17 protein-coding genes are annotated in these 19,401 nt (G+C 71.2%); 4 read left to right on the top strand and 13 right to left on the bottom strand.

The features are described 5' to 3' along the window. Nucleotides 1-148 precede the first annotated feature (148 nt). The 4 genes from ACFVQ0_RS29710 to ACFVQ0_RS29695 all read right to left on the bottom strand — a co-directional run bounded on the left by ACFVQ0_RS29710 (nucleotide 149) and on the right by ACFVQ0_RS29695 (nucleotide 2,977). Complete coding sequence (locus tag ACFVQ0_RS29710) at nucleotides 149-1,891, bottom strand: LCP family protein (RefSeq protein ID WP_390092279.1); 1,743 nt, start codon at nucleotides 1,889-1,891, stop codon at nucleotides 149-151. A 19-nt stretch (nucleotides 1,892-1,910) separates the two neighbouring features. After that, complete coding sequence (nadD, locus tag ACFVQ0_RS29705) at nucleotides 1,911-2,528, bottom strand: nicotinate-nucleotide adenylyltransferase (protein ID WP_073739060.1); 618 nt, start codon at nucleotides 2,526-2,528, stop codon at nucleotides 1,911-1,913. Between the two features lie 38 nt (nucleotides 2,529-2,566). Continuing rightward, the gene (locus ACFVQ0_RS29700; protein WP_024494263.1) at nucleotides 2,567-2,731 is read right to left on the bottom strand and encodes a hypothetical protein; all 165 of its coding nucleotides are present in this window, start codon (nucleotides 2,729-2,731) and stop codon (nucleotides 2,567-2,569) included. 84 nt (nucleotides 2,732-2,815) lie between these two features. Continuing rightward, a complete protein-coding gene (locus ACFVQ0_RS29695; RefSeq protein WP_037778850.1) occupies nucleotides 2,816-2,977 on the bottom strand; it encodes a hypothetical protein in 162 nt (53 codons plus the stop codon). Nucleotides 2,978-3,087: 110 nt separating this feature from the next. Between ACFVQ0_RS29695 and ACFVQ0_RS29690 the strand changes: the two genes are divergently transcribed. After that, complete coding sequence (locus ACFVQ0_RS29690; protein WP_390092278.1) at nucleotides 3,088-4,230, top strand: M48 family metallopeptidase; 1,143 nt, start codon at nucleotides 3,088-3,090, stop codon at nucleotides 4,228-4,230. Here the strand turns inward: ACFVQ0_RS29690 and ACFVQ0_RS29685 are convergent. The 5 genes from ACFVQ0_RS29685 to proB all read right to left on the bottom strand — a co-directional run bounded on the left by ACFVQ0_RS29685 (nucleotide 4,151) and on the right by proB (nucleotide 9,449). Next, nucleotides 4,151-5,281: a hypothetical protein gene (locus ACFVQ0_RS29685; RefSeq protein WP_390092277.1), complete on the bottom strand. Its 1,131-nt coding sequence runs from the start codon at nucleotides 5,279-5,281 to the stop codon at nucleotides 4,151-4,153. The genes ACFVQ0_RS29690 and ACFVQ0_RS29685 overlap by 80 nt on opposite strands. 351 nt (nucleotides 5,282-5,632) lie before the next feature. Then, complete coding sequence (locus ACFVQ0_RS29680; RefSeq protein ID WP_390092276.1) at nucleotides 5,633-6,244, bottom strand: hypothetical protein; 612 nt, start codon at nucleotides 6,242-6,244, stop codon at nucleotides 5,633-5,635. A gap of 65 nt (nucleotides 6,245-6,309) precedes the next feature. After that, the gene (locus tag ACFVQ0_RS29675; RefSeq protein WP_390092275.1) at nucleotides 6,310-7,593 is read right to left on the bottom strand and encodes a glutamate-5-semialdehyde dehydrogenase; all 1,284 of its coding nucleotides are present in this window, start codon (nucleotides 7,591-7,593) and stop codon (nucleotides 6,310-6,312) included. Between the two features lie 83 nt (nucleotides 7,594-7,676). After that, nucleotides 7,677-8,177 carry a hypothetical protein gene (locus ACFVQ0_RS29670; RefSeq protein WP_390092274.1) on the bottom strand — a complete coding sequence of 167 codons (501 nt, stop codon included), beginning with the start codon at nucleotides 8,175-8,177 and terminating at the stop codon, nucleotides 7,677-7,679. 144 nt (nucleotides 8,178-8,321) lie between these two features. Next, entirely contained in the window at nucleotides 8,322-9,449 is a 1,128-nt protein-coding gene (gene proB / locus ACFVQ0_RS29665; RefSeq protein WP_390092273.1) for a glutamate 5-kinase, read from the bottom strand. A 243-nt stretch (nucleotides 9,450-9,692) separates the two neighbouring features. Here proB and rfbC point away from each other — a divergent pair, with 243 nt between their 5' ends. Then, nucleotides 9,693-10,349 carry a dTDP-4-dehydrorhamnose 3,5-epimerase gene (gene rfbC, locus ACFVQ0_RS29660; protein ID WP_390092272.1) on the top strand — a complete coding sequence of 219 codons (657 nt, stop codon included), beginning with the start codon at nucleotides 9,693-9,695 and terminating at the stop codon, nucleotides 10,347-10,349. A gap of 24 nt (nucleotides 10,350-10,373) precedes the next feature. Here the strand turns inward: rfbC and rfbD are convergent, their stop codons facing one another. Genes rfbD through ACFVQ0_RS29645 form a run of 3 tightly spaced genes read right to left on the bottom strand, consistent with a single transcriptional unit; the run spans nucleotide 10,374 to nucleotide 13,308 of the window. Next, nucleotides 10,374-11,222, bottom strand: a complete 849-nt coding sequence (rfbD, locus tag ACFVQ0_RS29655) for a dTDP-4-dehydrorhamnose reductase (protein WP_390092424.1) — start codon at nucleotides 11,220-11,222, stop codon at nucleotides 10,374-10,376. A gap of 32 nt (nucleotides 11,223-11,254) precedes the next feature. Further along, nucleotides 11,255-12,241, bottom strand: coding sequence for a dTDP-glucose 4,6-dehydratase (gene rfbB / locus ACFVQ0_RS29650; protein ID WP_390092271.1), 987 nt, complete (start codon nucleotides 12,239-12,241; stop codon nucleotides 11,255-11,257). Beyond that, entirely contained in the window at nucleotides 12,238-13,308 is a 1,071-nt protein-coding gene (locus ACFVQ0_RS29645) for a glucose-1-phosphate thymidylyltransferase (protein ID WP_390092423.1), read from the bottom strand. Before ACFVQ0_RS29645 ends, rfbB begins: the two co-directional genes overlap by 4 nt. 417 nt (nucleotides 13,309-13,725) lie before the next feature. Here ACFVQ0_RS29645 and ACFVQ0_RS29640 point away from each other — a divergent pair, with 417 nt between their 5' ends. After that, nucleotides 13,726-15,903: a hypothetical protein gene (locus ACFVQ0_RS29640; RefSeq protein WP_390092270.1), complete on the top strand. Its 2,178-nt coding sequence runs from the start codon at nucleotides 13,726-13,728 to the stop codon at nucleotides 15,901-15,903. A 19-nt stretch (nucleotides 15,904-15,922) separates the two neighbouring features. On the opposite strand, the gene galE is transcribed toward ACFVQ0_RS29640, so the two are convergent. Then, nucleotides 15,923-16,894: a UDP-glucose 4-epimerase GalE gene (galE, locus tag ACFVQ0_RS29635; RefSeq protein ID WP_390092269.1), complete on the bottom strand. Its 972-nt coding sequence runs from the start codon at nucleotides 16,892-16,894 to the stop codon at nucleotides 15,923-15,925. 206 nt (nucleotides 16,895-17,100) lie between these two features. Here galE and ACFVQ0_RS29630 point away from each other — a divergent pair, with 206 nt between their 5' ends. Further along, nucleotides 17,101-19,332, top strand: a complete 2,232-nt coding sequence (locus tag ACFVQ0_RS29630) for a CDP-glycerol glycerophosphotransferase family protein (protein WP_390092268.1) — start codon at nucleotides 17,101-17,103, stop codon at nucleotides 19,330-19,332. The last annotated feature ends 69 nt before the right edge of the window (nucleotides 19,333-19,401 follow it).

The raw sequence follows: 19,401 nt of genomic DNA, 5'->3' as shown, positions 1-19,401 counted from the left end.
CCGACAGCCCACGCAGCCATTTTTCCGAAGATCGTCCCCGGCCCGCGGAGCCGGTCCCGGAACCACCGCATGGCGGTTCCGGGACCGGTGCCGAAGGCGCCCGGCCGGGCTGGGACCAGGCCGGGCGGGCAGCCTTCCAGCCGGCCTTCTAGTCGACCTTGTAGTCCTGTCCGAGGACCACGGACACGTCCGCGTTCCCGGTCGGCTTGCCCTGCTTCACCGCGCTCGCCGGCAGATCGAGGGTCTTGGCGACCTGGGCCGCCTTCTCCTTGGCCGCGGCGTCCTTGTAGACGACCTCGGAGGAGGCCTCTGCGCCGGACTTGCCTCCGTTGACGAAGACGTAGCCGCCGTTGACCAGCTTGATCCGGGCGGACTCCGTGCCCCGGTCGCTGCCGGTGGCGTTCTTGATCGCGACCCGGACCGCCGCGTCCGCCGACGGGGCCTTCACCGTGCCGCCCAGGATGTCCTTGACGACGCTGTTCGTGGCCGAGTCGGTGAGGCTGCCGTCTTCCTGGACCGGCAGCAGCGCCGTCTTGTAGTCCCCGACCTTGGCGTGCTCCGCGAGCTTGGCCAGGGAGGCTCCGAGGTCCTTCTCGGGGAGCGAGGGGTCGAGGATCTGGGCCAGGGTCTGCACGGTGACGGTGGCGGCCTTCGGATCGTCCGAGATCTTCCGCAGCACTCCGCGCATGACCTGCCCGAACCGCATCAGCTGCTTGGCCTCTGCCTCGTCGGGGCCGCGGTAGGTGGCGTACGCGACGGCCATCGGGCCGCTGAGCGTCTGCGCCGTGCCCTTCTTCACCAGGGGCGAGGCCCCCTTCTTGGCGTCGGGCACATCGGTGTCGGTGTCGATGTCGATGTTCCCGACCAGGTCGACGAGGTTCTCCAGATACGGGGTGTCGAGCCGCCAGGTGCCGCTGATCTCGGTGCCGAGCAGCGTGTCGATGGACTCACGGGTGCCGGTGGTGCCGTCGTCCTCGACCGACTTGCCGAGCGTGCTCGTGTTGCCGTCCTCGTCGGAGACGGCGAGGGAGTTGGGGAGCAGGACCGTGGCTCCCTGCTTGGTGGTGACGTTGTCGACGAGCAGCGCCGTGGACGTACCACCGCCCTTGGTGTTGTGGAGATGGACCACGATGACGTCGCGCCGCTGCGGGCCGGTCGCCGCCGTGTCCTCCTTCTCCGAACCGGAGAGACCGGGCAGCTTGCCCTCGGCCCACAGGTAGCCGACGCCGCCGACCACGACCAGGGCCACCACGACTATCAGCGCGACCATCCTGTTGTGGCCGCGCCGCCGCGCTTCCTCCCGGCGCTCGCTGCGGCTCTCGGTGAACTTGAGCCAGTCGATGACGTCTTCGGAGTCCTCGTCGGGCTCCTCGATGAAGGAGAACTGCTCGGTGCGGTAGTCGCGGTCGCCGCGGCGCTGTCCCGGAACGGCCGCTTCCGGCTCGGGGTCCGGTGCCGGGGCGGGTTCCCGGGGCGGTGGAACAGGCGTGGCGGCGGGAGCGGGCGGCGCGCTCTGCTGCGGGACGTTCCACTGGGTGGTGTCGACCGCGGCGGGCTGCTGCCCGGTGTCGTAGCCGTAACCGTCGTAGCCGTACCCCTGCTGCGGGTGGGACTGGGGCTGCTGGGCGGCGTACGGGTCGTACTGCTGCTGCGGCGGACCCGGCTGCTGCTGTTGCTGCTGTTGCTGGGCATACGGGTCGTAGCCGTAGCCCTGATCCGCCTGGGGCGCCTGCTGCTGGGGCTGTTGAGCCTGCTGTTGCTGCTGTTGCTGGCCGTACGGGTCGTACTGCTGCTGCACGGGCTGCTGATACACCGGCTGCCCGTACTCGTCGTAGCCGACGATCTGCGGCTGCTGGTAGTACGGGTCGTACGGGTTCTGTCGGTCGTTCACCGGTGCCCCTCTCCGTGGCTCACTCGCCGCGGTAAAGCTGGCGCTTGTCGATGTAGCGGACCACGCCGTCCGGCACCAGGTACCAGACCGGATCGCCCGCGGCGACTCTCCCACGGCAGTCTGTGGAGGAGATGGCCAGGGCTGGAACCTCCACGAGAGAGACACCGCCCTCCGGCAGACCGTCGTCCGTGAGGACGTGCCCCGGCCGTGTCACACCGATGAAGTGGGACAGCGAGAACAGCTCGTCGGCGTCCCGCCAAGTGAGGATCTGGGACAGCGCGTCGGCGCCGGTGATGAAGAAGAGGTCCGCGTCCCCGTGGACCGCCCGCAGGTCCCGCAGGGTGTCGATCGTGTACGTGGGGCCCTTGCGGTCGATATCGCTGCGGCTGACCGAGAACTGCGGGTTCGATGCCGTCGCGATGACCGTCATCAGATACCGGTCCTCGGCCGCGGACACATGCTTGTGGCTCTTCTGCCACGGCTGCCCGGTCGGGACGAAGACCACCTCGTCGAGGTGGAACTGGGCGGCCACTTCACTGGCCGCCACCAGGTGTCCATGATGAATCGGGTCAAACGTCCCGCCCATCACGCCGATTCGGCGCTTTCCGGGGCCGGTAGGCACTTCCTGCTCTCCCATGCGTGCAGAGCCTACTGGCACAGCTGTACGCCTCGGCCTCAGCGGTCGCGGTTGAAGCGCGTGGTGATCCACAGAAGGAGGAGAAGCGCGACAAACGCGCCGCCACCGGTGAGGTACGGGCTGAGGCTTTCGTGATTGCCGCCGTGCTCGGCGCCCTCGGCGGCGACGGTGACCAGCTGGTGTGCGGTGCTCGTGAGGCTCATCTTCGGCAGGACCTATCGATCGGGAGTCGGAGGGAAGACGTCGCGGACATCGTATGCGGCAGGCCTGGGCACGCTCACGCCGACTCAGTCGTTGTTGTCTTTGTTGTCGTCGTTGCGGTATCCGCGCAGCAGGAACCAGGCCAGCAGCGCGGCTCCGACCAGCGAGACGAGCAGCACGATGCGGAGTGTGTTGCCCGGTCCCTGCTCTTCGGATGCGGCGGCGAGCAGAGCAACGGTTTGCGGCATGTCGGGCGTCTCCTCAGTTATCCACAGCCCCCCGCACACCGTAGCGCCAGCACCTAGGCTGGGATTTGTCAGGGGGCGAGCAACGTCTCGTACGAACAGGGGGCCTATTCATGACCGAAAGCAGTCACGAGAGTCACGAGAACGTGCCGAGCAGGCAGCGCAGGCGTTTCCCGGGAATCTCGTCCCGGGCGTACGAGCACCCGGCGGACCGTTCGGCCCTGGTCGCCCTGCGCAAGCTGACCGGTTTCGACACCGTCTTCAAGGCCCTGAGCGGGCTGCTGCCGGAGCGCAGTCTGCGACTGCTCTTCCTGTCGGACTCCGTCCGGGTGAGCGACGCCCAGTTCACCCATCTCAACAGCATGCTTCGGGACGCGTGTTACATCCTGGACCTGGAGAAGGTCCCGCCGATGTATGTGAACCAGGACCCCCAGCCCAACGCCATGTGCATCGGTCTCGACGAGCCGATCATCGTGGTGACGACGGGTCTGGTGGAGCTCCTCGACGAGGAGGAGATGCGGGCGGTCGTCGGCCACGAGGTGGGGCACGCCCTCTCCGGTCACGCCGTGTACCGCACGATCCTGCTCTTCCTCACCAATCTCGCCCTGAAGGTCGCCTGGATCCCGCTCGGCAACGTCGCGATCATGGCGATCGTGACGGCGCTGCGCGAGTGGTTCCGCAAGTCGGAGCTCTCCGCCGACCGGGCCGGGCTGCTGGTCGGCCAGGATCTGCGGGCCTCGATGCGCGGGCTCATGAAGATCGCCGGGGGCAACCACCTCCACGAGATGAACGTGGACGCGTTCCTCGCCCAGGCCGACGAGTACGAGAAGGGCGGCGACCTGCGCGATTCCGTGCTCAAGATCCTCAATGTGCTGCCCCGTTCGCACCCGTTCACCACGGTCCGGGCGGCCGAGCTGAAGAAGTGGTCGGAGACCCGCGACTACCAGCGGATCATGGACGGGCACTACCCGCGCCGGGACGAGGACAAGGACACCTCGGTCTCTGACGCCTTCAAGGAATCCGCCTCGCACTACGCCGATTCGGTGCGCGGCAGCAAGGATCCGCTGATGAAGCTGGTCGGCGACATAGCGGGCGGTGCCGGCGATCTGGGCGGCAAGCTGCGTGACAAGTTCACCGGCCAGGGAGGCGGTGCGGGCGGCACCGGCAAGGGCGGCGCTACGGACGGCTCGCAGGGGTCGACGAGCCCCGAGGACCCTGAGCAGGGGCCCCGGGAGCCCGGCTCTGCGGGGAGCTGACCACCAGCGTCCCGCACAGCCCCGCGGTGGGCCGGCCCGTGTCGTACGGGTCGGTGCCCGCCGGGCCCCGGGGGGCCGCTCGCCGGCCGGCCAGCAGCGGCCGCAGCGCACCGCTGGAGTCGGCCGTGCAGGACTGCGGTCCGGCCTGGACGTAGCTGGTCCGCACCTCCAGCCGGCCCAGCCGCAGGTCCTCCCGGTCGAGCCGGAAGCGCAGCTCCCGCCGCACGGTGAACAGCGACGCGCCGGCGTCCTGTTGGGGCCCCGACACGGTCGGGCGGAGCGCGTACGTGAAGGTGTGGTCGGACGCCACCTCCAGTGCGTCGGTCCCCACCTCGGCGTACCGCAGCGTGCCCCGGACGCGGACCTCGGGGGCGGGGGTGACCTCGGCCGGGTCGAACCGCACCAGCCAGCCCGTCGCGGCGTGCTGCCCGTCGTCGTACGGCTCGGTCATGCTCCGCTCGAACTGGGCCATCTGGTCCGGGTCGAGCAGTGATTCCACCGGCCGGACCGTGTTCCCGCCGAGGACGTCCGGGTCGAGCGAGGAGGCGACCAGGTAGTTCTTGACGGTGGCCAGGGCGGCGACCACCTGGCTCTCCGAGAAGTTGTCCGTCCGCCGGGCCACCGGCGGACTGATGCCCTGGGCACCCTTCGGGTAGTCGGCGGCGGGGCTGCTCTCGAACAGGCCGGCCGGTGTATCCGAGGGCACGACACCGCGCGGCGCCAGCGGGACGAAGATCATCCGTAGCGGCTCCGCCCGTCTGCCGAGGGGGGCCTGGTAGGGGTGGCGGAAGCCCATGAAGACGGCCGTGCCGAAGGCCAGGGCGATCAGGATGACCAGGGCGAGCGCCGCCCGGGAGCCGGTGCGCACGGCCCGGCCGGGCAGGCTCCGTACGGCGCGGGCGTGCTCCCCCATCCGCTCCTGCGCGGAGAACTCCTGGAGCCGGGCGGCCCGGACGAAGGACTCGTCGAAGACGAGCGACCGGTACTCGTCCTCGCCGCCGCTCGCGCTGTTCTCCGCCGGGCCTTCGGGGGGATCTCCGTGGTCTGCCATGCCGTCTCCCGACTCCCACGTCACCGACCGGAGGCCGGTGCGGTGCGCCCCCGCCCCGGCCGGACGGCCTGGGCGGGTCCTGCCCGTGATGCGGGAGCATGCGCGGGCAGGTGAGGAGCCCCCTCTTCGAGCAGGTGAGGGGTCATACCTTGAGAGTAGGTCGATTCCGGCGAACGTAAACGCGGAGGCGGGCGGAGAACCGCCGCGGGAACACCCGGGCACGCGGGCACTCGGGACAGGACAGGACGGGACGGACCGGGGTCGCGGGGCCGACGGGGCACAGCTCCGCCAGAGGCTTCTCCCCGGGAGCTTCCCCCACCGGCTCCGCCAGGGGCTTCGCCAGGAGGGCGGTCAGGGCGTGCGCGGGGCCAGGGAGACCACCGGGCGGAGGTAGCCGCCCGAGGCCGGCGGAACCATCGAGGGGACCGCCGAGGGCGCCGGGGCGCTGTCCACCCCGGTGGTGGCCGGTGGCGGGACCTGGTCCTGCCGGTCGCCCGAGGTGTTGCGGTAGACGGCGCTGAAGGCCAGCGCCACCATGCCGATGCCCATCACCAGGGCGAGCAGCCAGGCCACCGGCCGGTGCCAGCGGGCCGCGCCCCGGTAGGGACGCAGGGCACCACCGTGGCGGCCGTAGGGGCCGCTGTCGTAGTAGTCGTCGCCGTCCACGCCGGGACGGTCGTCGTAGGCGCTGCCCCGGCCGTAACCGGCGCCCGGCCCGTAGCCGTCGTCGTACAGCTCGTCGTCCAGCGGTCCGCCGCCGGAGCGGGCCCGGAAGGCCTCCGCGTCCGCGCGTGCCTCCGCGGCCGCGGAGAGCCGCTCGACAGCGGTCGGTTCGTGGAAGGCCGCGGCCTGGACGAAGTCCTCGTCGAACACCACGGAGGCGAAGTTCTCGTCCGCGCCCCCGCGGTCGTCGTCGGGCTCCCAGCCGTTCGGGAACGGCCTGCCCCCCACGTCGTCCGGCACAGCTTCAGCGTAGCCCCGGAGGGTCGTTCTGTGCAGGGAGACGGCGCATCCGGCACATCCCGAGCTCACCTCACATGGCCGTCGCCGGTCACGATGTACTTGGTGGAGGTCAGCTCCGGGAGCCCCATCGGGCCCCTGGCGTGCAGCTTCTGGGTGGAGATTCCGATCTCGGCGCCGAAGCCGAACTGGCCGCCGTCGGTGAAACGCGTCGAGGCGTTCACGGTCACCGTCGTCGAATCCACCAACTGGGTGAAACGGCGGGCCGCGGCCTGCGAGGTGGTCACGATCGCCTCCGTGTGGCCGGACGACCAGAGCCGGATGTGCGCCACGGCCGCGTCCAGCGACTCCACGACGGCGGCCGCGATGTCGTACGAGAGGTATTCGGTCTCCCAGTCCTCCGGCGTCGCCGCCACCACGGTCGCCTTGGACCCCTCGGCGTACTCCATGACCCGCTCGTCACCGTGCACGGTCACACCGGCCTCGGCCAGGGCGTCCAGGGCCCTCGGCAGGAAGGCCTCCGCGATGTCCTTGTGGACCAGGAGCGTCTCGGCGGCGTTGCAGACACTCGGGCGCTGCGCCTTGGAGTTGACCAGGATGTCGACGGCCATGTCGAGGTCGGTCCGCGCGTCCACGTACACATGGCAGTTGCCGGTTCCGGTCTCGATGACCGGGACGGTGGACTCCTCGACGACGGTGCGGATCAGGGAGGCGCCGCCGCGCGGGATGAGGACGTCGACCAGGCCGCGCGCCCGCATCAGCTCGCGCACCGAATCGCGGTTCTCGCCCGGCACCAGCTGGATGGCGTCGGCCGGCAGTCCGGAACCGCCGACCGCGTCACGCAGGACCCGGACCAGCGCCTTGTTCGACGCCTGGGCGGAGGACGAGCCGCGCAGCAGGACCGCGTTGCCCGACTTCAGGCAGAGCGCCGCCGCGTCCACCGTCACATTGGGCCGGGCCTCGTAGATGATCCCGACGACGCCGAGCGGCACCCGGACCTGGCGCAGGTCGATGCCGTTGGGCAGCGTCGAGCCGCGCACCACCTCACCGACCGGATCGGGCAGCGCCGCCACGTCCCGCACGTCGGCGGCGATGGCGCGGATCCGCTCGGGGGTGAGGGTGAGCCGGTCGACGACCGACTCACTGGTGCCCGCCTCACGGGCGCGCGCCACGTCCTCGGCGTTGGCCGCGATGATGTCGCTCGTCCGTACCTCAAGCGCGTCCGCGATCGCCAGCAGCGCGTCGTCCTTCGCCGCGCGCGGAAGCGGCGCGATATCGGCGGCCGCGGCGCGTGCGCGGTAGGCGGCCTGGGCGACCGGGGACATGTTGTCGTACGGCGAAAGCGTGGTCATGCCCGCAGAGTAGTGCGCACACTGCGGGCATCTGTCACGTATCCCGTGATGCGAGACGGCCGCCGCCCGCCGCGGCCGCCGGGTCAGTAGGGGTGCACACCGACCGGGGCCGCCGGGGGCGGCCCGTATCCCTCGGCGATGCGCTGGTGGTACGTCTCGCGGTCGATGACCTCCAGGCCGACGATCTCCCACGGAGGCAGTCCGGCGCTGGAGCGGTGCTCACCCCACAGCCGCAGGGCGACCGCCGCCGCGTCGTGCAGATCGCGCGCCTCTTCCCAGTACCGGATCTCCGCGTGGTCGTTGGCGTATCTGCTCGTCAGCAGGAAGGGGTGGTCGTGCGCGAGTTGTTCGAGGCCGCGTCTGACCTCCTTCAGTGGAATCTCAGTACCTGAGACGCAGAGCGTGATGTGCCACAGCTTGGACTGGATGAGCTCCTGGCCCACCGCCGTCTTCTCGGCCCCGGCCGGCCGCTCCTCCCTCCGCTCCGCAGACCTTCTCCCGTCGAAGTCGGCACCTGTTCCGACGCTGGTCAGGGCGCGGCCACCCGTTCCTCGGGGCGGCGCCCCCGGGCGCGCTCGTCTCACCGGCGGCCTCCTGTGAATGTGTTGCTGAGCGGTGTACCCCGCAGTGTCCCTGCTACAAAGTGGACCAGTCCTCGGCCCGGCGTGGGGCGGTTTTCGTGAAGGTCTCTGCCCGAAGGCTGGACTTTCAGCCGTTTCAGGGGCTCGTCAACCGTGCAGGACTACAAGATCGTCCCTGTGTACGACCTCGCGCTCGTACGCGGGCCCCAGTTCGCGTGCCAGATCGCGGGTGGAGCGGCCGAGGAGCTGCGGGATCTCCTTCGCGTCGAAGTTGACGAGTCCCCGGGCCACCGGCCGGCCGCGCAGATCGCGCAGCTCCACCGGGTCGCCGGCGGCGAACTCGCCCTCGACCGAGGCGATCCCGGCGGGCAGCAGCGAGCTGTGGCGCTCGACGACCGCCTGCACGGCACCGTCGTCCAGGGTCAGCGCCCCCTGCGGGGTGGAGGCGTGGGCCAGCCACAGCAGCCGGTCCGCGCTGCGGCGTCCGGTGCGGTGGAAGTACGTACCGGTGTCGCGGCCGGCCAGCGCGTCCGCGGCGTGGCTGGCCGAGGTCAGCACGACCGGGATGCCCGCGGCGGTGGCGATCCTGGCCGCTTCGACCTTGGTGACCATGCCGCCGGTACCGACGCCCGCCCGGCCCGCGCTGCCGATGCTGACCCCGGCCAGGTCGGCGGGGCCGGTGATCTCCGCGATGCGGGTGGTGCCGGGGATGCTCGGGTCGCCGTCGTAGAGGCCGTCCACGTCCGAGAGGAGGATCAGCAGATCGGCGCGGACCAGATGGGCGACGAGCGCCGCGAGCCGGTCGTTGTCGCCGAACCGGATCTCGTCGGTGGCGACGGTGTCGTTCTCGTTGACGATCGGCAGCGCGCCCATGTCCAGGAGCTGGTCCAGGGTGCGATAGGCATTGCGGTAGTGGGCGCGGCGGCTGGTGTCGTTGCTGGTGAGCAGGACCTGGCCGACGCGCACGCCGTAACGGGCGAAGGAGGCGGTGTAGCGGGCGACGAGCAGTCCCTGGCCGACGCTGGCGGCGGCCTGCTGCCTGGCCAGGTCCTTGGGCCTGCGGTGCAGGCCGAGCGGGGCGAGTCCGGCCGCGATGGCGCCGCTGGAGACCAGGACGACCTCCCGCTCCCCGCCGTCACGCACCTTGGCGAGCACATCGACGAGCGCGTCGACGCGGTCCGCGTCGAGACCGCCGGCGGCGGTGGTGAGGGAGGAGGAGCCGACCTTGACGACGATCCTGCGGGCCTCCGTGACGCCCTGCCTTGCCCCTGACACGCGTATCCCCCGTGGTTCGCCCTCGATCGGAATCCGCAATCTACGCGAGCGCCGGAATCGGTGCCCGGGAGTTCCGCCCCGTGGACCCCGGTTCATCCCGGTCCGCGCCACTCCGTGTCCGTAATGCCCCTTTTCTCGTTGGAGCGGTTGGCGGCGGTACCGCGCTGCCGACGGATTCGGGAAACCCCGGCGACTCCCGTAGCTCCCGCGACTCCCACAACTTCAGGACAAGGACGTGATCGCATGCGCCAGCTCTCCATTCCAGGGGCCTGGGTGCACGAGCCCGAGGTCCTCACGGACGGCCGAGGCAGCTTCCACGAGTGGTTCAGGGCCTCGGATCTCGATGCGGCGCAGGGACACACGCTGGGGCTCGCGCAGGCCAACTTCTCCAGTTCCGCCCGGGGCACGCTGCGCGGGATCCACTTCGCCGATGTGCCGCCGGGCCAGGCGAAGTACGTGAAGTGCGTGCGCGGCGCGGTGCTCGACGTGATCGTGGACATCCGGGCCGGCTCACCCACGTACAAGCGGTGGGAGGGGGTGCGGCTCGACGACATCGGTCACCGGGCCGTCTACCTCGCGGAGGGGCTCGGCCACGCCTTCATGGCGCTGACGGACGACGCGTGCGTCCTGTACCTCTGCTCGGAGGGTTACGCGCCCGCGCGTGAGCACGGCATCGATCCGCTCGATCCGGAGCTGGCCATCGACTGGCCGCTGGACGTCGCCCCGCTGCTGTCCGGGAAGGACGCGGCGGCCCCTTCGCTGGCGGAGGCCGAGGAGCGGGGCCTGCTTCCCTCGTACGCGGAGTGCGAGGCGTACTACGCGCGGCTGCGGACGGCCGGTCCGCCGCCCGCCGGACTGCGGGCGGGGGCCGGACCGGTCCTCAGCAGGGCCGGGGGCTGAAGCAGGGCCGGGGGCTGACCGGCGTCACGGGCGTTCCGCGGCGAGCAGCGCCGGGAACGCCTCGCCCAGGGCGGTGCGCCAGTCCCGGATCGGCTCGATGCCCGCCGCCTCGAAGCGGCTCTGCGCGAGGACGCTGAACGCGGGGCGGGGGGCGGGGCGGACGAAGGCCTCGCTGGTGGCCGGGCGGACCCGGGCCGGGTCGGCGCCGAGCAGCCGGAAGATCTCCTGGGTGAAGCCGAACCAGGTCGTCTCGCCGCCGCTGGTGCCGTGGTAGACGCCGGCCGGGGCGGTGCCCGCCAGCGCGGCCCGGCCGAGCCGGACCAGCCGGGCCGCCAGGTCGACGGTCCAGGTGGGCTGGCCGCGCTGGTCGTCCACCACGTCGAGGGTCTCCCTGGCACCCTCCAGCCTGATCATCGTCCGGACGAAGTTGCCGCCGCCGGCCCCGTAGAGCCAGGCGGTGCGGATCACGTAACCGGTCTCGGGGAGGGTCTCCAGGACGGCGCGTTCGCCCGCGAGTTTGGTGCGTCCGTAGGCGCTGCGCGGGCCGGTGGGGGCGTCCTCCCCGTACGGCCGGGCGCCGTCCCCGGCGAACACGTAGTCCGTGGAGACGTGGAGCAGGACGGCGCCGTGCTCCAGACAGGCCCGCGCGAGGACCGCGGGCCCCGTGCCGTTGACCCGCAGCGCGGCGTCCTCCTGGCTCTCGGCGTCGTCGACGGCGGTCCAGGCGGCGCAGTTCACCACGACGGAGGGGCGGTGGGCGGCGAACGTCTCGCGGACGCGGTCGGGGTCCGCGATGTCCAGGGCCTCGCGGTCCGTCGCGACGACGGTGACGTCCTCGCCGGCGAGGGCCGCCAGCAGGTCCCGCGCCAGCATTCCGGCCGCCCCGGTGACCAGCCAGACCGGGCTCACAGCGCCGCCCTCTCCTTGAGCGGCTCCCACCAGGCGCTGTTCTCGCGGTACCAGCGCACGGTCTCGGCGAGGCCTCTGCGGAAGTCCTTGCCCGGTTCGTATCCCAGCTCCTCGCGGATCTTGGCGCAGTCCACCGAGTAGCGCCGGTCGTGGCCCTTGCGGTCCTCGACGTAGGTGACGTCCGTGTCCCAGTCGGCGCCGCAGGCCTCCAGCAGCAGCCCGGTGAGCTCCTTGTTGGACAGCTCGGTGCCGCCGCCGATGTTGTAGACCTCGCCCGCCCGGCCCCGGGTGCGGACGAGTTCGATGCCCTGGACGTGGTCGTCGATGTGCAGCCAGTCGCGGACGTGGGCGCCGTCGCCGTACAGCGGTACCGGACGGCCCTCCAGGAGGTTGGTGACGAAGAGCGGGATGACCTTCTCGGGGAAGTGGTGGTGCCCGTAGTTGTTGGAACAGCGGGTCACCCGCACGTCGAGCCCGTGGGTGCGGTGGTACGAGAGCGCGATCAGATCGCTCGACGCCTTGGAGGCGGAGTACGGGGAGTTGGGGGCGAGGGGCTGGCTCTCGGTCCAGGAGCCCTCGTCGATCGATCCGTAGACCTCGTCGGTGGAGATGTGCACGAAGGTCGATACGCCCGCCAGATGCGCGGCGTGGACGAGGGTGTGGGTCCCCACGACGTTGGTGCGGACGAAGGCGGCGCCGCCGTCGATGGAGCGGTCCACATGCGATTCGGCGGCGAAGTGCACCACCTGGTCGTGACCGGCCATCAGGCCGCCGACCAGCTCCGCGTCGCAGATGTCGCCCCGCACGAACGAGAAGCCGGGGTGGTCGCGGACGTCGTCGAGATTGGCCGGGTTGCCCGCGTAGGTGAGCTTGTCGAGCACCGTGACGGCCACGTCGCCGAGGCCGTCCGGGCCCAGGAGTGTGCGGACGTAGTGCGAGCCGATGAAGCCGGCGCCGCCGGTCACCAGGATGTGGGTCGTCATGAGGAGATCTGCACCTTGCTGTGGTCGCCGAGCACGAGACGGTGGGCGGAGGGGCTCCGGGGGGCGGGGGTCACCTCGACCTCGTGGCCGATGAGGGAGGCCTCCACGCGGCGGACGCCGTCGATCGAGGCGCCCCGCAGGACGATGGAGTACTCGATCTCGCTGTCCTCGATCCGGCACTCCTGGGCGACCGAGGTGAACGGTCCGACGTAGGCGTCGCTGATCACCGAGCGGGCGCCGATGATGGCGGGCCCGACGATCCGGCTGCGGGTGACCCGGGCGCCCGGCTCGATCCGCACCCGGCCGATGATCTCGCTCTCGTCGTCCACGTGGGCGCCCTCCGTGGACGGCTCGACGCGCTCCAGGACGGTCCGGTTGACCTCCAGCATGTCGGTGACGTTCCCGGTGTCCTTCCAGTACCCGCGGATCATGGTGGAGCGGACGTCGCGTTCCTGGTCGATCAGCCACTGGATGGCGTGGGTGATCTCCAGTTCGCCGCGCCAGGACGGGCGGATCGAGCGGACCGCCTCGTGGATGGCCCGGGTGAAGAGGTAGACGCCGACGAGCGCCAGATCGCTCTTGGGCTCCCTGGGCTTCTCCTCCAGGGCCACCACCCTGCCGTCCCCGTCCAGCTCCGCGACGCCGAACGAGGTCGGGTCGGGCACCTGGGTCAGCAGGATCTGGGCATCGGGCCGGTCCGCCCGGAACCCCTCGACCAGGCCGGTGATCCCGCCGATGATGAAGTTGTCCCCGAGGTACATGACGAAGTCCTCGTCACCGAGGAAACGCTGCGCGATCAGGACCGCGTGGGCGAGGCCGAGCGGCTCCGACTGCGGGATGTAGGTGACGTCGATACCGAACCGGGAGCCGTCCCCGACCGCCGCGCGGATCTCCTCCTCGGTGTCTCCCACGATGATGCCGACCTCGGTGATGCCCGCTTCCGCGATGGCCTCCAGGCCGTAGAACAGCACAGGTTTGTTCGCCACCGGGACCAGCTGTTTGGCCGAGGTGTGGGTGATGGGACGGAGCCGGGTGCCTGCCCCACCGGAAAGTACGAGAGCCTTCACTGTTTCTGCCCCCACGATGAGATGGCGGTCCTGTCGCGGCTGCGACCTGTCGGGCGACCTTACTTAGATTCGCTGTCCTATCTACGGCAAAACATCCCTCGCGGCCCATTACCGACACATCCGGACGAAAAGCAGTGGAAACCCGTAACCGCGGGTCACTTTTCCACGTCCGCCCCACCCCGTGGCGCGGAAACGTGTTTCACCACGTCGAACTGAATGGCGAATTCATCGGTTCCCCGGATCGACTGCGGCGCCCCGGCGGCCGACGGGGCGCAATCCGCGCTTTCCGAGGACACATCGCACCAATTCACAACCCCGGCAAAGGGTTGTATCCGCCCGCGCGACTCTCACCAACCCTTCACGCTCGTCTCATGAACGGACGAGCCGCCCTCCATATCGTGGGCCCCTCCAACCCCCATGCCCCGCCCCCTGCCCTCCGGGCACGCGAGCGCTCGCGCTCTTTGGAGTCCCCCAGTGCAACCACTCCCCCCGCTCCTGCGGTACGCCGCGCACGCCCTCCCCCTCGCCGTACTGGCCGCGTCCTTCGCCGCCCAGGCAGCCGCGGCCGCCGTCCCGCACCTCGCGCTGCTGGTCACCGCGACGGCCGCCAACCTGCTGGCAGAGGCCGCCCTGCACCGCTGGCGGCCCGGCCTGGTCTCGCTGCTCGCCAAGGTCAGGGCCGATGTCCTGGTCCGGCGGCTGACCTGCGATTTCCTGCTGCTCGTGGGGCTGCTCCGACTGGGCGGCGACCACCGCGAAACGGTCTACCTCCCGCTCGTCCTCGGCCTGCTCCTCTTCTACGCGCTCCACTTCGCCGGTCACGCGGCGGCGATCCGGGTACGCGGTGCGCGGACCCTGCCGCTGCTCACCCGCAATATCGACGCCTCCGCCCTGGGCATCACCCCGGCGCCCCCGGCCCTGCTGATGCGCCGGCACGGGCCGCGGCTGCTGCTGTTCGGGCTGCCCGCGACCGCGGGGCTGCTGGTCACGGCGGCGAGCGACGAGCCGGGGTTCGCCGCCGCGGGCATCGCGCTTTCGGCCGTCCTCGCCGCCCTCTCGCTGGCCGAACTGGTGCGGTGCCTCGTCCGGCGCCGCCCCGCGTCGCCCCAGGAGGTGCTGGACTGGTTCGACGGCTGGCTCGCGGAGTACCGGCCGACCGTCGGCATGTACTTCTCCGGCGGCGTCTCGTCCGCTTACCAGGCCAACATGTGGCTCGACGCGCTGGCCGGACTCGACGGCCGCCCGGTGATCGTGCTGCGCGAGCGCTTCATGATGCAGCGCATCGGTGCCACGGACATCCCCATCGTCTGCATCCCCAAGGTCGCCCACCTGCTCCGGCTGGAGCACTCGGCCCTGAAGCTGCTGATCCACCCCGCGAACTCCGGCAAGACCTCACAGGTCCTGCGGATCCCGTCGATCAAACACGCCTTCGTCAACCACGGCGAGAGCGACAAGCTCTCCAGCTGCAACCCGTACGCGAAGGCGTACGACGAGGTGTGGGTCGCCGGACCCGCGGCGCGCGAACGCTACGCGCTGGCCGACGTCGGCATCGAGGACCGCGACGTGGTGGAGATCGGCCGCCCCCAGCTCGCCCCGATCGCCCCGTACGCGGGCCCGCCCACCGGTCCGTACACGACCGTGCTCTACGCCCCCACCTGGGAGGGCTGGGACGGCAACCCGGGAAACACCTCGGTCGTGCTGGCCGGCGAGAACATCGTCCGGGCGCTGCTGCGCGACCCGGCCGTCCGGCTCCTCTACAAGCCGCACCCGATGACCGGCTCCGTCGATCCCCGGGCCGCCGCCGCCGACGCCCGCGTCCAGGCCCTGATCCACGAGGCCAACCGCGCCCGCACCGGCCCGCGGGCCGCCGGCGGTCGGGACCAGGTAGGAACGTTCCCAGGTGAGCAGCGCCCCGGCCCCCGCGCCGCCGCCGAGCTGGCCCGCCGGACCGCGGAGCTGGACGCGCTGACCACCGCCTCGTTCCGGGACGGCGCGGACGACGCGGAACGCATGCTGGTGCAGAGCGCACCGGAGCCCGGCCGGGCCGAGGCGGTCGCCGCGGCGACGGCGGCCTGGGAAGCGGCCCACTGGGCGTCGTTCCCGCCCGCGGAGCACCAGGTCATCACGGCCCCGCAGCCCGCCCTGTACTCCTGCTTCAACGAGGCGGACCTGCTGATCAGCGACGTGTCGAGCGTGGTCACGGACTACCTGGCGGCCGAGAAGCCGTACGCCGTCGCGAACACCGGCGAGCTGTCTCAGGAGCAGTTCCGCGAGGCGTTCCCGACGGTCCGGGCGGCGACGATCCTGACGCCGGACGCGGCCGGTGTCGCCGCCCTCCTCGAATCGGTGCGCCACCCCGCCGACGACGGCCCGGCCGCTGCCCGCGCCGGTCTGAAGCTCCACCTCCTCGGCCCCTCCGAGCCGCCCTCGCAGGCACGCTTCAACGACGCCGCCCTCGGGCTGTGCGAGGTCGCGGACGAGCACCGCGTACGGATGGCGCGCCGGCTGCTCCCGGGGATACCGGCACAGCGGGGCGCGCTGGAGGAGGCCGACGCGGCGGGCGAGGAAGCGCTGGAGCCCGCACCGGAGGGATAGGGCGTGTCCGCCCCGGAGCCTACGGGTGGCGCAGCCGCCAGCCCTGCCAGGCGGAGTCGATCATCTCGTCCACCCCGTACCGGGCCGACCAGCCCAGCTCCGCCCTGATCCGGTCTGCGGCCGCGACCACCCGGGCCGGGTCGCCGGGCCGGCGCGCGGTCACCTCGGGGGCGATGTCACCGTTGTCCGTCACCTTGAGGATCCGGTCGACCATCTCCCGTACGGAACTGCCCTCACCGCGTCCGATGTTGAGCGTGAGGTCCGTACCGCGCTCGGCCTCTTCGAGCCGGCGCGCGGCCGCGAGGTGGGCGGAGGCGATGTCCTCGACGTGGATGTAGTCGCGGACGCAGGTGCCGTCCGGCGTCGCGTAGTCGTCGCCGAAGATCCGCGGGCCCGCACCGGCCTCCAGGCGCTCGAAGACCATCGGGATCAGGTTGAACACCCCGGCGTCGGCCAGCTCAGGCGACGCCGCACCGGCCACGTTGAAGTACCGGAGCGAGGCGCAGCGCAGCCCGTGGGCGCGGGCGGCCGCGTGGATCAGCCACTCCCCGACGAGCTTGGTCTCGCCGTACGGGCTCATCGGCGCGCACGGGGTCTCCTCGGTGACGAGGGTGACGTCGGGCATGCCGTAGACGGCGGCGGAGGAGGAGAACACCAGCCGGTCGACGCCCGCGTCGACCATGCTCTCCAGCAGCACCTCCAGGCCCGTCACGTTCTCCCGGTAGTAGTACAGGGGCCGCTCGACGGACTCGCCGACCTGCTTCTTGCCCGCGATGTGCACCACACCGGTCACCCCGTGGTCGCGGATCGCCGCGTCCAGGGCCGGACGGTCCAGGACGCTGCCGGTCACCAGGGGCACCCCGCCGGGCACCTTGTCGGCGCTCCCGGTCGACAGATCGTCGTACACGACGACCCGCTGGCCGCCCGCGAGCATCGCACGCACGACGTGTGCCCCGATGTATCCCGCTCCGCCCGTAACCATCCAGGTCATGTCGTGCGTCTCCCTGTCCGAGGCCATACCCGTCCCGTTCACCCTACGTGCCCGGAAAGTCGGACCCCCGGGCCCGCCCTTGCCGCTCGGAAATGGATGACGGCAATCAATTACGCTGTCCGGGTGCTGGACTCCGCCGCACTGTTCGGCGGTGCGCACCGCGCATCTCGCACACACCCTCGGACGGCTCTCTGGACTGGTGGACGATGCCTCGACTGACACTCATCGTGCCTGCGTACAACGTGCAGGGGTACATCGGGGAGTGTCTCGACTCCGTGCTCCAGCAGGACTTCACCGACTTCGAGATCATCGGCGTCGACGACTGCTCGCCGGACGGATCCGGCGCGATCCTCGACACCTACGCGGAGCGCGACGCCCGCGTCCGTGTGCTCCACCTCACCGAGAACGTGGGGCTGGGACACGCCCGCAACGCGGGGATGGACGAGGCGACCGGTGACTATCTGCTCTTCCTCGACAGCGACGACACCCTGGCCCCGGGTTCGCTGGCGGCCATCGCGGCACGCCTCGACGCGACGGACGACCCCGACGTCCTGGTCTTCGACTACACCCGCACCTACTGGGACGGGCGGCTGCTGCGCAACAAGCGCGCGGAGCTGCTGGACGAGAGCGGTCCCGCCGTCTTCGCGCTGGCGGACCGGCCGCAGCTGCTGGATCTGCTGCAGATCGTGTGGAACAAGGCCTACCGCCGCGCATTCGTCACCGAGCACGGTTTCCGCTTCCCGCCCGGCTACTACGAGGACGCGCCGTGGACGTTCTCCTCGCTGATCTCGGCGGAGACCATCGCCGTCCTGGACCGGTCCTGCGTGCTGTACCGGCAGCGGCGCGAGGGCGGGAACATCCTCCGCACGGTCAGCCGCAAGCACTTCGACGTATTCGACCAGTACGACCGCGTCTTCGCCTATCTGGACGCACGGCCGGAGCTGGAGTCCTGGCGCCCGGCGCTCTTCAGGAAGATGACCGACCACTTCCTGACCGTCCTGGAGAAGCCGGGCCGGCTGCCGCAGAACGCCCGCGCCGAGTTCTTCCACCGTGCGGCCAAGGACTACCGCCGCCGCCTCCCGGAGGGCTTCCAGCGGCCACCGGGCGGCAAGGGCTACAAGTACGCCCTGCTCGGCCTCGGCTCGTACCCGGCGCTGGTCGGCGTCACCCGGGTCAACAACGTGCGCAACCGGGCCAGGCTGGGCGGGCGGGCCCGCGTCGGCCGGGCCAAGCGCGCCGCGCTCGGCCTGTTCTACAAGTCCCAGCTGCGCATGCCGCTGGACGAAAAACTCGCGGTGTTCTCCGCGTACTGGGGCCGCGGCTACGCCTGCAACCCCGCGGCCATCGAGGCGGAGCTGGGCCGGCTGGCCCCGGACATGCGCCGGGTCTGGGCGGTCAGGTCCGAGCACCGCGACCGGGTGCCCAAGGGCGTCGAGGCGGTCGTGGTCGGCTCCCGCGAGTACTGGTCGGTGATGGCCCGCGCGAAGTACCTCACGAACAACGTGAACTTCGGCGACACCGTCGTCAAGCGCGACGGCCAGATCCATCTGCAGACCCACCACGGCACCCCGCTGAAGACGATGGGCCTCGACCAGGCCCAGTACCCCGCGTCCACCAGCATGGACATGGAGAAGCTGCTCCGCCGGTGCGACCGCTGGGACTACAGCCTGTCCTCCAACCGCTTCTCCACCACGGTGTGGGAGCGGGTGTACCCCTGCCGGTACACCTCCCTGGAGACCGGCTACCCGCGCAACGACGTGCTCCTCAACTCCACCGCGGCGGACGTCTCACGGGCCCGGAGCGAACTCGGCCTGGCGGACGGCTCGACGGCCTTCCTCTACGCGCCGACCCACCGCGAGTACGAGAAGTCCTTCGCCCCGCGGCTCGACCTGCCGGGGCTGGCGGAGGAGCTGGGCCCCGACGTCACCCTGCTGGTGCGCGGCCACTACTTCTACAAGCCGACCGGCCGGCTCGCCGACCTCCAGGCCAGCGGCCGGATCGTCGACGTCTCGGCACACGGGAACGTCGAGCAGCTCTACCTCGCGGCGGACGCCCTGATCACGGACTACTCCTCCGCGATGTTCGACTACGCCAACCTGGACCGGCCGATCGTGATCTACGCCGACGACTGGGACACCTACCGGGCCGTGCGCGGCACCTACTTCGATCTGATGGCCGAGCCCCCGGGCGCTGTGGCGACCAGCCAGGCGCAGCTCGCCTCCGTGCTGGGCTCCGGGGAGTGGCGGAGCGAGCGGTCGGCCGGGCTGCGCAAGGCGTTCCGGGAGCGCTTCTGCGACTACGACGACGGCCGCGCCGCCGAACGCGTCGTGCGCCGGGTGTTCCTGGGCGAGGAGACGATGCTCCCGTATCTCCCGCTCGACGAGCGCACCCCGGCGCCCTCCCCCGCCGAGGCCCTGGAGCAGGCCGCCCGGTCCTGACGGTCCCGGTCCCCCGGAAAGCACGCGGTCCCGGCTCCCCCGCGGGGGGGCCCGGCCCCCCCGGCTTAC

The organism is Streptomyces sp. NPDC057900 (assembly GCF_042887885.1).
Taxonomy (GTDB): Bacteria; Actinomycetota; Actinomycetes; order Streptomycetales; family Streptomycetaceae; genus Streptomyces.
This window is presented reverse-complemented; position numbering and strand designations above follow the sequence as displayed.